The following is a 14,031-nucleotide window of genomic DNA, read 5'->3' on the forward strand; positions in this document are numbered from 1 at the left end:
CCTTGTGGCTTAAACCGGTTTTGCGCCCATCAATCCGGCAATCGCGAGAAATCCGATGGCGCTGATGATTGCCAGAATCAGGGTGAATTTCCAATGACCGGCCTGGCCGATCCGCACGCGGTTCAGGCGCGCCAGCAACCATAATGTGCTGAGCGTCGCCACGGCGTAGATCACGCTGGAAAACAGCATCCAGGTCTGCCCCAACGGCCAGCCAACCAGGTGCACCAGCCACCAGCCGCTGAAGGGCATGCTGAACATGCACAGCAACATCAGGCACCAGACGAAAATCCACGGGCGACGTAACGTGCTCGCCGCTCCCTCGCTGCGCTTGCGCCAGGCCAGGTACGCGAGGCCGATACCACAGACCAGCAACACGACTGTCGCGGCGACATGCAGGACTTTCAGGGTGGTCAGGGTTTCCATACTTTGTCTTCCTTGGGACGTGCCCATCAGCGTAGCCGCTCAGCCCAAAAACAGCTGATAGGCCGGGTTCTCACTCTCATCCCAATACGGGTAGCCGATTTCTTCCAGCGCCGCCGGCACCAGATGACGCTCGTCGTGCGGTACCTGCAGGCCCGCGACCACACGACCATCCGCCGCACCGTGGTTGCGGTAGTGGAACATCGAGATGTTCCAGCGCCCACCGAGCTTGTTAAGGAAGTTGAACAGCGCACCCGGACGCTCCGGGAACTCGAAGCGAAACACCACTTCATCGATGACATGCGCGGCATGCCCACCGACCATGTGGCGAATGTGCAGCTTAGCCAGTTCGTTGTCGGTCAGATCAAGCACCGGGAAACCCTGCTCGGTGAGGCTCGCCAGCAACGCACTGCGCGGATCGTTTTCCGGGTGAGTCTGCACGCCGACGAAGATGTGCGCTTCGCTGCCGGTGTTGTAGCGGTAGTTGAATTCGGTGATCTGGCGTTTGCCGATGGCTTCACAGAAAGCCTTGAAGCTGCCGGCCTTCTCGGGAATGGTCACGGCGATGATCGCTTCGCGGCCTTCACCCAGCTCGGCGCGCTCGGCAACGTGACGCAAGCGATCGAAATTGACGTTGGCGCCGGAGTCGATGGCGACGAACGTCTGGCCGCTGACGCCGCGCAGTTCGACGTACTTCTTGATCCCGGCAACGCCCAAGGCGCCGGCAGGTTCGGTGATCGAGCGGGTATCGTCGTAGATATCCTTGATTGCCGCGCAGATCTCGTCGGTGCTGACGGTGATCACTTCATCGACATAATCTTTGCAGATATCGAAGGTGTGCTGGCCAATCTGCGCCACCGCCACGCCGTCGGCGAAGATGCCCACAGTCGGCAGCACCACGCGCTCGCCCGCCGCCATCGCCGCTTGCAGGCAGTTGGAGTCGTCCGGCTCAACGCCGATGACTTTGATGTCCGGACGCAGGTATTTCACGTACGCGGCGATGCCGGCGATCAAGCCGCCGCCGCCGACCGGGACGAAAATCGCGTCCAGTGGCTGCGGGTGCTGACGCAGAATCTCCATTGCCACGGTGCCCTGCCCGGCAATGGTGTGCGGATCATCGTACGGGTGAATGTAGACGTAGCCTTTTTCATCAACCAGTTTCAGCGAGTAGGCCAAAGCTTCCGGGAACGAGTCGCCGTGCAGCACCACTTTGCCGCCGCGCGAACGCACGCCTTCGACTTTGATCTCGGGAGTGGTTTTGGGCATGACGATGGTGGCTTTCACACCCAGCACTTTCGCCGCCAGGGCCAGACCCTGCGCATGGTTGCCCGCCGACGCAGTGACCACGCCACGGGCGCGCTCTTCGTCAGTCAGTTGAGTGAGTTTGTTGTAGGCGCCGCGAATCTTGAACGAGAACACCGGCTGCAAGTCTTCGCGCTTGAGCCAAATGTCGTTGCCCAGCCGCTCGGAGAGCTGGCGAGCGTTCTGCAGCGGGGTTTCTACGGCAACGTCATAAACGCGCGAGGTGAGGATCTTTTTGACGTACTGTTCGAGCATCGGAAAGCATCACTGAGCGGGTTGGGCAGGGCCAAGGAGTCTAACCCGGCTTTTGCCCGGGCGACCACACTAAACAGGTGGTTTTACGGTCTGGAAATCCATTCTTGAGCGAGCACCATTGTGGCGAAGGGATTTATCCCCGTTGGAGTGCGAAGCGCTCCCCGCCACTCTTTCGCGAATACCGCGTTCTCTGGTTTTACGACGGCTGCGCCGCCGAACGGGGATAAATCCCCTCGCCACAGGAGTTTTCGCCGGGCATGGGGATATAATGCCGGCCTTTCCGTTCTCCCCTTGCCCGCTTCCGGAGCCCGCATGACCCAGGATCAACTCAAACAGGCAGTGGCTCAGGCCGCCGTCGACTTCATCCTTCCCAAACTCGACGACAAGAGCATCGTCGGGGTCGGCACCGGCTCCACCGCCAACTGCTTCATCGACGCCCTGGCCCAGCACAAGGGCGCGTTCGATGGCGCGGTCGCCAGTTCCGAAGCCACCGCCGCGCGCCTGAAAGGCCACGGGATTCCGGTGTACGAGTTGAACACGGTCAGCGACCTCGAGTTCTACGTCGATGGCGCCGACGAAAGCGATTCGCACCTGAATCTGATCAAGGGCGGCGGCGCTGCGCTGACCCGCGAGAAGATCGTCGCGGCCGTGGCCAAGACTTTCATCTGCATCGCCGACGCCAGCAAACTGGTGCCGGTGCTTGGTGAGTTCCCGCTGCCGGTCGAAGTGATCCCGATGGCTCGCAGCCACGTCGCTCGCGAACTGGTGAAACTGGGCGGCGACCCGGTCTACCGCGAAGGCGTGCTGACCGACAACGGCAACATCATCCTCGACGTGTTCAATATGCAGATCACCAACCCGGTCGAACTGGAAGCGCAGATCAATGCAATCGTCGGCGTGGTCACCAACGGCTTGTTCGCGGCGCGTCCGGCGGACTTGTTGTTGCTGGGTACCAGCGAAGGCGTGAAAACCCTGAAGGCTGAGTAGGCCCAGTCACCCACACAATTGTGGGCAGACGAAATACCCCCTGTAGGAGTGAGCCTTTGTGGCGAGGGGATTTATCCCCGATGGACTGCGCAGCAGACCCTTTTTTGCGGCCGCTTCGCAGCCCATCGGGGATAAATCCCCTCACCACAGGGCCAGCTCCCACAGTGTTTTATGGTGCTGGTCGAGGCTGTGCTGGTTTTTTGAAGACGTAAAACAGGTTCGGCTCGCTCACCAGATACAACGTGCCGTCGTCATCCATCGCAATCCCTTCCGCTTGCGGCACGGTTTTCTGCAAACCCTGACGGCCGCCGCTGATCGACATCGTGCTCAACGGGCGCCCGTCGACATCCAGCTCCAGAATCAACCGCGACTCATCCGACAGCGCCAGCAAATGGCCGCTGCGCTCGTCGTATTGCAGGCTGGATAAATCCCTGACAAACATCCCGGCATCGCGCTTGGGATCGTTGATCACATGCACGGCGTAGGACTTTTCCGGGTTGAAGTGTGGAAAACCGTGCACCTCATAAATCAGCATCGGATCGCGCTCTTTCGCCACAAACAAGCGCTTGCCCACGGAATCGTAAGCCAAGCCCTCGAAACCCTTGTTACCGCTCATGTGCACGCCGAGGGTCATCTGCTCGGCGTCGGCCGCATCGAGAAAGGTCGTGTCTGCTTCCAGATGAATCTTGATCAGACGCTGCTGACGCTCGTCGGTGATCACGTAGGTGTCAGCGCTGATGAACTCCACCGCCTCAGGGTCGCCGAAACCGATCAGCGCAATACGCCGCAGGATCTTGCCCTCCAGCGACAGCTCGACCAGCTCGGCATTCTTGTTGGTCACAGTGAACAGGCTTTTGCGCACCGGATCGAAGGTCAGCGCTGAAACATCGTCGTCCAGACCGTCGATGACCCGTGCCTCAATTGCCACGCGATATTTATCCAGCCCAATGGATTCGCTGCTCTGCGGTTGCCACAGCGCATGCAGGTTGAACCAGGCACGTTCGAACAGGCGCATGTATTGGCCGATCGCAATCAACGCGATCAGGGCAATCACTGAGAGGAGGACAACCAGAGGTTTGGGACGGGCAAGTCGACGCATTCGGGCGGGCTCTGAATCAAAACAGGCGGATGAAATATCACGCCTGTCTGAACTGAAGCTTAATGGCCACTTGCCCGCGACCACAAGAGAACCATGTGGCAGCTCAGGAACATCATTTCTGTTTTTCGAAGCGGTAGAACAGGTTCGGCTCGCTGACCATGTACAGCGTGCCCGCCTCGTCCATGGTCACGCCTTCGGCGCGGGGGATGGTCTTTTTCAGGCCGTTGAAACCGCTCAGCAGGGTCATGAAGCTGACTTGTTCGCCCTTCTCGTCCAATTCCAGCAACAAATGCGAATCAGCGGACAACACCAACGTGTGGCCGGTGCGCGGGTCGATTGCCAGCGCCGAGAGATTGCGGATATCCAGTTCGTCGCTGACGAGCTTCTGCTTTTCACCCTTCAAGACCTGGCTGCCATCACTTTTCCAGGTGAACAGCGCCGGCGGCCGCTCCTCGCCCAGCAGCAGTTGCTGATTGCGCGGATCCCAGGTGATCGCCTCAAAGGCCTTGTTCTGATTGGCCGAAGGGCCGAGATCGTATTTCGGGAAATCAGCGATGTTCAATTGGCGGGTATCGGCATCGACCTTGACGATGGTCAGAATATGCTCGCGCTCATCGACAATCGCCATCAGACCGTTTTCCATCACGGTCAGCCCTTCCGGATTGACCCAACCCACCAACGGCATCTTGCGCAGCACATCACCCTGCAAGGTCAGCTCGACCAGGAACGGGTTCTTGCCCATCACCGAGAACAGGGTTTTGGTCTGCGGGTTGTAGGAAAGGTCGGAGGCTTCGTCTTTTTCCATGCCCGGCAGCAGTTTCGCGTCAATCACCGCGCGGTAATCCGGCAGCCAGATGCTTTCTTTCTGCTCGGCCTGGCTTTCAAAGCGCTCATGCACCCAAAGCAATGCCCGATCATCCCAATGCATGGCGAACGCCAAGCCATAAACGGCAGCGACCGCCAACAACAACCAGAGGTACCAGCGCATGAAGAAACGCGAGCGACGGGTGGTTTTGAGCTGAGTTTGAGATGACATCGAAGGACGCGTTCCGAAAATTCAGGCTATGGGTAATAGCACAAAGAGGCCGGCTCAGACGCCAGAATTGCGGAAATTATCCAGACAGAATGTGAAAAAAACGGCAAATGGCGGGATTACCCTGCACCTTTGCAGAAGCGATCACATCGATGAATGCCGAGACTTACTTCTGTGGTGAGGGGATTTATCCCCGTTGGGTCGCGAAGCGGCCCCAAAAATCTTGGGCCTGCTGCGCAGTCCAACGGGGATAAATCCCCTCACCACAAAGCTCACATGACAGGAATGGCGGGTTAGCGAACGCTGCTGTTGAAGCTGCTGGCGCCGACCAGTTCCAGAACGATGTCATCGCCAACATTCAGCGGGCCGACACCGACCGGCGTGCCAGTGAGAATCACGTCGCCAGCCTGCAACGAGAAGCAGCCAGCCATGTGCTGGATCATCGGCACGATCGGGTTGAGCATCGCGCTGCTGTTGCCGTCCTGACGGACTTCACCGTTGATGGTCAGGCGAATGCCGATGTCGGTCAGATCAGCAAAGGTGCTGCCGACCACGAAGGGTGCAATCACCGCCGCGCCATCGAACGACTTGGCGATTTCCCACGGCAGGCCCTTGGCTTTCAGCTCGGCCTGCTTGTCGCGCAGGGTCAGATCCAGCGCCGGGGCGAAACCGGAGATCGCGTCGAGCACTTCTTCGCGACTCGGTTTGGTCGACAATGGCTTACCGATCAACACCGCGATTTCCGCTTCGTAGTGCACCGAACCGCGCTCGGTCGGAATGGCGAAACCGCCTTCCAGCTCAACCACGCAACTGCCCGGCTTGATGAACAGCAACGGCTCGGTAGGCACCGGGTTGTCCAGTTCTTTGGCGTGTTCGGCGTAATTGCGGCCAATGCATACGACTTTCCCGATCGGGAAGTGGATGCGCGTGCCGTCGACGTACTGGTGCTGATAGCTCATTTACCGACTCCTGCCTTCATTGATTCATCAAAGATTACAGATCAAACCGCGAAGATCTTGCCCGGATTCATGATGCCGTTCGGGTCGAACACCGCTTTGACCGCTTTCATGTACTCGATCTCAACCGGCGAGCGGCTGTAGGTCAAGTAATCGCGCTTGGTCATGCCCACGCCGTGCTCAGCGGAGATCGAACCGTTGTACTTCTCGACGGTTTCGAACACCCACTTGTTGACGGTCGCGCACTTGGCGAAGAACTCGTCCTTGCTGAGGTTATCCGGTTTGAGGATGTTCAGGTGCAGGTTGCCGTCGCCGATGTGGCCGAACCAGACTATTTCGAAATCCGGATAGTGTTCGCCGACGATCGCGTCGATTTCCTTCAGGAACGCTGGCACTTTCGAGACGGTGACCGAGATGTCGTTCTTGTACGGGGTCCAGTGCGAGATGGTCTCGGAAATGTATTCGCGCAGTTTCCACAGGTTCTGCAACTGGGTTTCGCTCTGGCTCATGACGCCGTCCAGCACCCAGCCCTGTTCGACGCAGTGTTCGAAGGTTTCCAGCGCGCTGTTGGCCACTTCTTCGGTGGTCGCTTCAAATTCCAGCAATGCGTAGAACGGGCAGTCGGTTTCGAACGGCGCCGGTACGTCGCCGCGACCCATGACTTTGGCCAGGGCTTTGTCGGAGAAGAATTCGAACGCCGTCAGGTCAAGCTTGCCCTGGAAAGCGTGCAGCACCGGCATGATCGAATCGAAATCGGCGGTGCCGAGGACCATCGCGGTGAGGTTTTTCGGCGCACGATCGAGGCGCATGGTCGCTTCGACGACGAAACCGAGGGTGCCTTCAGCACCAATGAACAGCTGACGCAGGTCGTAACCGGTGGCGTTCTTGATCAGGTCTTTGTTCAGTTCAAGCACGTCGCCCTTGCCGGTGACAACTTTCATGCCGGCGACCCAATTGCGGGTCATGCCGTAGCGAATCACCTTGATCCCGCCGGCATTGGTGCCGATATTGCCGCCAATCTGGCTGGAACCCGCCGAAGCGAAGTCTACCGGGTAGTACAAGCCTTTTTCTTCGGCGACGTTCTGCAAATGCTCGGTGACCACGCCCGGCTGACAAACGGCGGTGCGGTCAGTGAGGTTCACGCCGAGAATCTGATTCATGTAGTCGAACGACACGACCACTTCGCCATTCGCGGCCACCGCAGCGGCGGAAAGGCCGGTGCGCCCGCCTGATGGCACCAGCGCGACCTTGTGCGTGTTGGCCCAACGGACAACGGCCTGCACCTGCTCGATGGTCTTGGGAAACACAATGGCGCTGGGCGCCGGGGCGAAGTGCTTGGTCCAATCCTTGCCGTACGCATTCAGGGAGTCGGCGTCGGTCAGGACCTTGCCAGGCTCGACCAGGGTCTTCAGTTCATCAATCAGGGCAGGATTGGTCATCGACAGAACTCTCGAACAATTCATGGTCATCCTGAGAACGCTTCACGTCGCAGGAATGAGTGTTTAGCGGGGCGGCTATGCTAGCATATCGACCCCGCAGGACAGTGCCCAAGGCCTGATCTGCGGTAACGGCTTTCCTGCCGTTTGGGTCAGCTCCAGGCTGCGCCCCTCCCTGCCATTTTTCTCCGGGATACAGGTTTACGCAGATGAGCAAGACTTCTCTCGATAAGAGCAAGATCAAGTTCCTTCTTCTCGAAGGCGTCCACCAATCGGCTGTCGACGTCCTCAAGGCGGCGGGCTATACCAGCATCGAATACCTGACAGGTTCCTTGCCGGAAGCCCAGTTGAAGGAAAAGATCGCTGACGCTCACTTCATCGGCATTCGTTCGCGCACCCAATTGACCGAAGAGATCTTCGATCACGCGAAGAAGCTGGTAGCGGTCGGCTGTTTCTGCATCGGCACCAACCAAGTTGACCTGAGTGCTGCCCGCGAGCGCGGCATCGCCGTGTTCAACGCGCCGTACTCCAATACCCGCTCCGTTGCCGAGCTGGTGCTGGCCGAGGCGATCCTGCTGCTGCGCGGCATCCCTGAGAAAAACGCTTCCTGCCACCGTGGCGGCTGGATCAAGTCTGCGGCCAACTCCTTCGAGATCCGTGGCAAGAAGCTGGGCATCGTCGGCTACGGCTCGATCGGTACTCAGCTGTCGGTTCTGGCCGAAGGTCTGGGCATGCAGGTGTTCTTCTACGACACCGTGACCAAGCTGCCGCTGGGCAACGCCACTCAGGTCGGCAACCTGCACGACCTGCTGGGCATGTCCGACATCGTCACCCTGCACGTTCCGGAAACCGCTGCGACCCAGTGGATGATCGGCGAGAAGGAAATCCGCGCCATCAAGAAGGGCGGCATCCTGATCAACGCAGCACGCGGCACCGTGGTCGAGCTGGACGCCCTGGCGGACGCGATCAAGGACAAGCACCTGATCGGCGCGGCCATCGACGTGTTCCCGGTGGAGCCACGCTCCAACGACGAAGAGTTCGAAAGCCCGCTGCGTGGCCTCGACAACGTGATCCTGACCCCGCACATCGGTGGCTCGACCGCTGAAGCGCAAGCCAACATCGGTCTGGAAGTCGCAGAGAAACTGGTCAAGTACAGCGACAACGGTACCTCCGTTTCGTCGGTGAACTTCCCGGAAGTGGCCCTGCCGGCTCACCCTGGCAAGCACCGCCTGCTGCACATCCACGAGAACATCCCGGGTGTGATGAGCGAGATCAACAAGGTCTTCGCCGAAAACGGCATCAACATCTCCGGTCAGTTCCTGCAGACAAACGAGAAGGTTGGCTACGTGGTGATCGACGTCGACGCCGAGTACTCGGACCTGGCGCAAGAGAAGCTGCAGCACATCAACGGCACTATCCGTAGCCGTGTTCTGTTCTGATCAAACGTCAGCGACAAAAAAGGGAGCCTTCGGGCTCCCTTTTTCATGCACGGCGAAAAGCTTATTCGACGTTGACGGTGATTTTCTTCGAGACGATTGGCGGATCGAACGGCATGTGGCCGCTGTCACCCAGCTCCAGCTGCAGGGTGTGCTTGCCCGGTGCCAGTTTGATCGTCGCTTCGGTCTGCGCCTTGCCGAAGTGCATGTGGTTTGGGTCATTCGGAATCGGCGCGCCGGCGGCTGGCAGCTTGTCGACGTCGATCAGCAGGTGATGGTGACCGGTGTTTTTGGTGACATCACCCGCTGGCGCCAGCGCCACGTCCTTGGTGCCGAACTTGACTTTGAATTCCTGAGAAACAGTCGCCCCGTCCTCGGGAGAAACGATGAACACTTCCGCGCCTTTAGGGGCCGGAGTCGCTGCACTGGCCAGCACCGAAACACCCATCAACAGGCCAGCCAATGCTGCACGTGACATAAACGTTTTCATTCTCTTCTCCAGTTTTTCCGTAAAATCCGCACGGTCATGACAACTTCATGACCATTCGTTGTCGAAGGCACTCGACAACCATAGCAAAGCGCGCCTGACTCAGAGCGTCGCAATAATGATTTCAAAGGAGTGACCATGCGTTTTCTGCCTGGCCTGATCTGCCTGCTACCCCTTTTGAGCCCTTTGGCTCATGCCGAACTGATTGATGACGTCAACGACCGTGGCGAGCTGCGCATAGCCCTTGAGGCTAATACACCGCCCTTCAATTACAAGGACGACGGCGACCAACTCACGGGGTTCGAGGTCGAGCTTGGGCAATTGATAGCCTCTGAGCTGGATGTGCGCGCCGATTTCATCGTCACCGATGAAGGCGATCTGCTCCAGGGCGTTGAAAGCGGCAAGTACGACGTCGCGCTCAACCACATAGCACTGACACCTGAACTCAAGGATCGTTTCGACTTCAGTGAGCCTTACGGCAAGGTCGATGCACAACTGCTGGCGAAAAAGGATGAGCAACCACGGCCGATGGTGCTGGTGCAGGCGTTGACTGACGCCAAGCCAAAGTCGAGCCCGCCGGTGGAGATGGCGATACCGTTTCAGAAAGGTAATCCGGCGTTTCAGGCCAGCCTTGCGAGCGCCATGCAGCGGATCAAAGCCGACGGGCGCCTGGCAGCGCTGACCGAGAAATGGTTCCCCAAACCCGAGTGAACACAAAACCCTGTAGGAGTGAGCCTGCTCGCGATGGCGTCAGGTCAGTCGACATAATTGTTAACTGACACACCGCTATCGCGAGCAGGCTCACTCCTACATGGGATATGCGATTTGCTTTTAATCGAGCTGTGTCAGGGCCAATGCGGCTTGCGGGAGTTCGAGTTCGCTGAAAACCTGCACCCCATGGCGCTTGAGCAACGCAGCCGTCACGCCTTCGCCGGAGACTTTCACTCCACTGAACGTGCCGTCATACGTGAGCAGATTGCCGCACGATGGGCTGTTGGCTTTCAGCACCGCCACGCGGATGCCGTGTTTCTGCACCAACGCCAGCGCCTGCCGAGCACCCTCCAGAAACTGTGCGCTGACATCCTCGCCCTCGGTGGTCATCACCGCAGCAACGCCATCAAGCACTTCACCACCCTGCCCGCCCGGAATCTCTGCGGCCGCACGCGGCGTTGGCAATCCCCCCGCGACCTCCGGGCACAACGGCACCACGCGCCCTTCGGCAATCCACTGTTCCAACACGTCATATGGTCCACTGGCGCCACCGTCGTAGCGCACGCGGTGACCCAACAGGCAGCGGCTGACCAGAATCTTTTCCATGATCAGAACGGCTCGTTGCCGCGACGGCGGAACCAGCCGGTCAGCGACAAGCGCTCACGATTGGCCGGCAGTACTTCGTGCGGCACTTCGCCGGAAAGAAACACCACCAGACAACCGCCGGTAGGCTGCACGTCATGCACGCGCTCATCGTTCAGGTACATGCGCAACTGACCGCCATCCTCCGGCAGCCAGGCGTCATTGAGGTAGACCACCACCGACACCATGCGCTTGTCATCGTCGCGAAAACGGTCGACATGCCTGCGATAAAACGCACCCGGCGGATACAGGGCGAAATGGCATTCGAAGTCTTCAAGGCCGAGGAACAAACCACGGTTGAGTGCCTCGCGCAGGCTGTCCATCAAATTCAGATAGCGGTCGCTGGAATCGGCCTGGCCCGGATCGATCCACTGAATGTGGTCGCCGCGAATACCCTCACGAATCTCTGAAAACGGCCCACGGCCAACCGCCGCCGGCGCCAGCTCACCCTCGGCCTCACGTTTACGGCACTCGGCCGCCAGCTCACGGGTCAAACCCGCGGGCAGGAAAATGTTCTGCTGCGACCAGCCGTGCTCGGCCAGGTCGTCGACGATGCGTAACAGCAGTGGGTGTTCAGAGGATATTTGCATGGCGCGCATAGTATGTCGGCGGCAAGAAATCCGACAGAGCCACGCGGCGGCTTGCTACGAATTCTCGACAAGTACCGGCACCGCACGGAGAATAGTCCGCTGCTGACAGGAGTCCCTATGCGCCGTTTGCTTTTTTCACTGTTGATGCTTTGTGTTTTGCCCGCTTGGGCGGACGGCCACGATCAGTTGTACAAGGTCGCCGGCTGGCCAGATCAACGTGCGCATTTCAATGACGCCCTGAGTGCCGCGCAGCAGCGCTATCAGAACAGCCTGCCGCCCGCCGTGTTTCAAGCGCTGGTGAACAACAGCAACCAGCGCTTTGCTCCACAGGCCATGGATCAACGCGCCGAAGCGCAACTGCGCCAGCACCTCGCCGATCCGAAACCGGCCCTGTCCTTCTTTCAATCGCCACTGGGCAAGAAAATCGTTGCGGCCGAATTGCTCGCAACCCGCCGTGATCAATTGGCGAAGAATGCCAAGGGCCTGCCGAAGATGCAGGTCAGCGACAGCCGCCTGCTGATCATCGGCCACCTCGCCCAGGCTTTGCCGGCGCGCGAGGCTGGCGCTGAAGTGAGCCTGGCGATTGCCGGTGTCGCGGCAGACAGTTTGAGTTCGATGATTCCCGGCCTGCTCGGTGGCGGTCAGGCGCAAGGCATGCTGAACGGCCAGCGTCAGCGCTTGATGGATCAGATTGGCGCAGACCTGAACAACACGCTGCTCTACGTGTATCGCGACCTGTCGGATGAAGAGCTGGAGGAGTTTTCGACGTTTGCCGAGTCGACTGAGGGCAAGGCGTATTACCAGGCGGCGCTGGCAGCGATTCGCGCAGGCCTGGCGGTCGGGCAGTGATCTTTAGCGCCTGATCGGCCGCCTTCGCGAGCAGGCTCGCTCCCACAGGGGTACGCATTCCAAATGCAGGAGCGAGCCTGCTCGCGAAGAGGTCCTCACAGACGCTAGAGATTGCGGCCCTTGATCCGCTTGCTCAAGAACTCGAAATACTCCTCGCGCATCTCCACCGTTTCATTCGCCAGATGATGCCGTGCCTCCGCCAGCAGCAAGATCTGCGGCCGATCGAACTTCCACTTCAACACCTGCAAATTGTGCTGCCAGTCGACCGTCATGTCCGCCTGCCCCTGAATGATCAGCGGCCGTCGCGGACTTTTTTTCGCGTGCTCGACGCGAATGATCCAGCGCGACAACGCACCGACCCATTTCGTCGGCAAGCGGCGTGGCTGCAACGGATCAGCCTGAAGAAACGGCAGGAAATCCGGGTCGTTGGAGTTCTCGCTGAAGCGCCGCGCAACCCCTCTGACGAAAGGCCTGAGCAGGTAATAACTCAACTGCGACCAGCCCCACGCACGAGGCCGCACCAGCGGTGCCATCAGAATCAACTGACCTTGCGCCGGGCTGCCTTCGCCATGGTTGAGCACGTGATCGACCACAATCGCTCCGCCAGTGCTTTGTCCGCACAAGTGCCACGGCTGCGGCAACGAGATCGACTGCGCTTCGGCGAACAACGCCTGCAGGACATCCTGATACTCGGAGAAATCGCGAATGCTCGCGCGCGGCCCGCTCGACAGACCATGCCCGGGCAAGTCGCAGGCAATCACGGCGAAGTCCTGATCCAGCGCCCACTCGATCACATGGCGATAGAGCCCGGTGTGATCGTAATAACCGTGCAGCAGAAACAGCGTCGCCTTGACCTTCTCCGGCCACCAGCAATGGCTGACCAGTTCATAGCCATCGACCTCGAAACGGCCCATGCCGCGCCACACATCGCGCTCGGGAAAATCAGTCTGGTAGAAGCGCTGATAGGCTTTGGCCTCGTCCGACAACGGCTGCCACTCGGCCAATGGCTTGAGGCTGGCGCGTAATTGATCGGGGTCGAAAGTAGCAGGCATGAGGCAATTCCAGAGCGGTAAACAGACTTTATCGGCCTGCGATATTCATCTGTCGCGGCAAGCATGGCAAGCTAGCCGGCCTTCGAGGATCGAAAACCATGCGTTCGCCCTACCGCACCGCACTGTTTGCCAGCCTGCTTGCGCTCATCTGCGCCGGGGTGCTGTGGGCGGCGTACGACTGGTTTCAGGGCCGCTACCTGCGGGCGTTCAGCGAACACACCGCGGTGTTTTCCGGCGATCCGCTGCGCCTGCCCGATGACCTCGCCGGCCCCGGGCCGATTCGTCTGGTGCATTTCTGGGACCCGGCCTGCCCGTGCAATGTCGGCAATCAACAACACCTGACCGAAATGGTCGAGCAGTTCAGCGCCAAGGGCGTCGAGTTTTTTGCCGTGCAGAGAACCGGCAGCCACGGCCAGTTGCCCGCCACCCTCAGCCGTCTGAAAACCATCGCCGTTTTGCCTGGCTCCGAACAGGTGCCCGCGAGCCCGGCCGTGGCGATCTGGGATCGCAACGGCAAACTGGCCTACTTCGGCCCCTACAGCGAAGGCCTGACCTGCAACTCCAGCAACAGCTTCATCGAACCGATTCTCAACGCTCTGACTGATGATCGCCCGGTCGACGTCACGCACACGCTGGCCGTCGGTTGTTATTGCCCGTGGCCCGTGGAGGCGAAGTAAGGCATTCCGGACTTTTCAAGGACAGCGCTGCACGGCACGGAAGGTCTGTGCTAATTGTTTGCAGCCCGATGGGCGGCAATCCCGCATGCACAAGGAGTC

General features: G+C 59.5%; 15 protein-coding genes. 5 read left to right on the forward strand and 10 right to left on the reverse strand.

Annotated features, from left to right (window positions below; genetic code table 11):
• Positions 1–9: 9 nt before the first annotated feature.
• The gene (locus JFT91_RS04195) at positions 10–423 is read right to left on the reverse strand and encodes a DUF2269 family protein (protein ID WP_201231654.1); all 414 of its coding nucleotides are present in this window, start codon (positions 421–423) and stop codon (positions 10–12) included.
• A 39-nt stretch (positions 424–462) separates the two neighbouring features.
• Positions 463–1,977, reverse strand: coding sequence for a threonine ammonia-lyase, biosynthetic (gene ilvA, locus JFT91_RS04200; protein WP_041072159.1), 1,515 nt, complete (start codon positions 1,975–1,977; stop codon positions 463–465).
• Positions 1,978–2,289: 312 nt separating this feature from the next.
• On the opposite strand from ilvA, the gene rpiA reads away from it, so the two are divergent.
• Complete coding sequence (gene rpiA / locus JFT91_RS04205; protein WP_201231655.1) at positions 2,290–2,964, forward strand: ribose-5-phosphate isomerase RpiA; 675 nt, start codon at positions 2,290–2,292, stop codon at positions 2,962–2,964.
• A 169-nt stretch (positions 2,965–3,133) separates the two neighbouring features.
• Here rpiA and JFT91_RS04210 read toward each other — a convergent pair whose 3' ends face one another.
• The 4 genes from JFT91_RS04210 to JFT91_RS04225 form a co-directional block, all read right to left on the reverse strand.
• On the reverse strand, positions 3,134–4,063 hold the full coding sequence (locus JFT91_RS04210; protein WP_201231656.1) for an SdiA-regulated domain-containing protein: 930 nt from the start codon (positions 4,061–4,063) through the stop codon (positions 3,134–3,136).
• A 112-nt stretch (positions 4,064–4,175) separates the two neighbouring features.
• Positions 4,176–5,099 (reverse strand): SdiA-regulated domain-containing protein, encoded by a 924-nt coding sequence (locus tag JFT91_RS04215; RefSeq protein WP_201231657.1) that lies wholly within the window; start codon positions 5,097–5,099, stop codon positions 4,176–4,178.
• Between the two features lie 290 nt (positions 5,100–5,389).
• A complete protein-coding gene (locus JFT91_RS04220; protein ID WP_053124802.1) occupies positions 5,390–6,055 on the reverse strand; it encodes a fumarylacetoacetate hydrolase family protein in 666 nt (221 codons plus the stop codon).
• 41 nt (positions 6,056–6,096) lie between these two features.
• Positions 6,097–7,491, reverse strand: coding sequence for a D-2-hydroxyglutarate dehydrogenase (locus tag JFT91_RS04225; RefSeq protein WP_201231658.1), 1,395 nt, complete (start codon positions 7,489–7,491; stop codon positions 6,097–6,099).
• A gap of 206 nt (positions 7,492–7,697) precedes the next feature.
• Between JFT91_RS04225 and serA the strand changes: the two genes are divergently transcribed.
• Positions 7,698–8,927 (forward strand): phosphoglycerate dehydrogenase, encoded by a 1,230-nt coding sequence (gene serA, locus JFT91_RS04230; protein WP_201146813.1) that lies wholly within the window; start codon positions 7,698–7,700, stop codon positions 8,925–8,927.
• 61 nt (positions 8,928–8,988) lie between these two features.
• Here serA and JFT91_RS04235 read toward each other — a convergent pair whose 3' ends face one another.
• The gene (locus JFT91_RS04235; protein ID WP_201229073.1) at positions 8,989–9,414 is read right to left on the reverse strand and encodes a DUF4399 domain-containing protein; all 426 of its coding nucleotides are present in this window, start codon (positions 9,412–9,414) and stop codon (positions 8,989–8,991) included.
• Positions 9,415–9,549: 135 nt separating this feature from the next.
• Here JFT91_RS04235 and JFT91_RS04240 point away from each other — a divergent pair, with 135 nt between their 5' ends.
• Positions 9,550–10,122, forward strand: coding sequence for a transporter substrate-binding domain-containing protein (locus JFT91_RS04240; RefSeq protein ID WP_201231659.1), 573 nt, complete (start codon positions 9,550–9,552; stop codon positions 10,120–10,122).
• A gap of 120 nt (positions 10,123–10,242) precedes the next feature.
• On the opposite strand, the gene JFT91_RS04245 is transcribed toward JFT91_RS04240, so the two are convergent.
• Positions 10,243–10,728, reverse strand: a complete 486-nt coding sequence (locus JFT91_RS04245) for a 2-thiouracil desulfurase family protein (protein WP_201231660.1) — start codon at positions 10,726–10,728, stop codon at positions 10,243–10,245.
• Between the two features lie 2 nt (positions 10,729–10,730).
• On the reverse strand, positions 10,731–11,363 hold the full coding sequence (locus tag JFT91_RS04250; protein ID WP_201229079.1) for a 2OG-Fe(II) oxygenase: 633 nt from the start codon (positions 11,361–11,363) through the stop codon (positions 10,731–10,733).
• A gap of 108 nt (positions 11,364–11,471) precedes the next feature.
• Between JFT91_RS04250 and JFT91_RS04255 the strand changes: the two genes are divergently transcribed.
• A complete protein-coding gene (locus tag JFT91_RS04255) occupies positions 11,472–12,203 on the forward strand; it encodes a DUF2059 domain-containing protein (RefSeq protein ID WP_201229081.1) in 732 nt (243 codons plus the stop codon).
• Between the two features lie 104 nt (positions 12,204–12,307).
• Here JFT91_RS04255 and bipL read toward each other — a convergent pair whose 3' ends face one another.
• Positions 12,308–13,255 (reverse strand): phospholipase BipL, encoded by a 948-nt coding sequence (bipL, locus tag JFT91_RS04260; protein WP_201229083.1) that lies wholly within the window; start codon positions 13,253–13,255, stop codon positions 12,308–12,310.
• A 98-nt stretch (positions 13,256–13,353) separates the two neighbouring features.
• Here bipL and JFT91_RS04265 point away from each other — a divergent pair, with 98 nt between their 5' ends.
• On the forward strand, positions 13,354–13,932 hold the full coding sequence (locus JFT91_RS04265; protein WP_201231661.1) for a DUF6436 domain-containing protein: 579 nt from the start codon (positions 13,354–13,356) through the stop codon (positions 13,930–13,932).
• Positions 13,933–14,031 lie beyond the last annotated feature (99 nt).

Origin of the sequence: Pseudomonas sp. TH08 (assembly GCF_016651275.1) — a bacterium.
Classification (GTDB): Bacteria; Pseudomonadota; Gammaproteobacteria; order Pseudomonadales; family Pseudomonadaceae; genus Aquipseudomonas.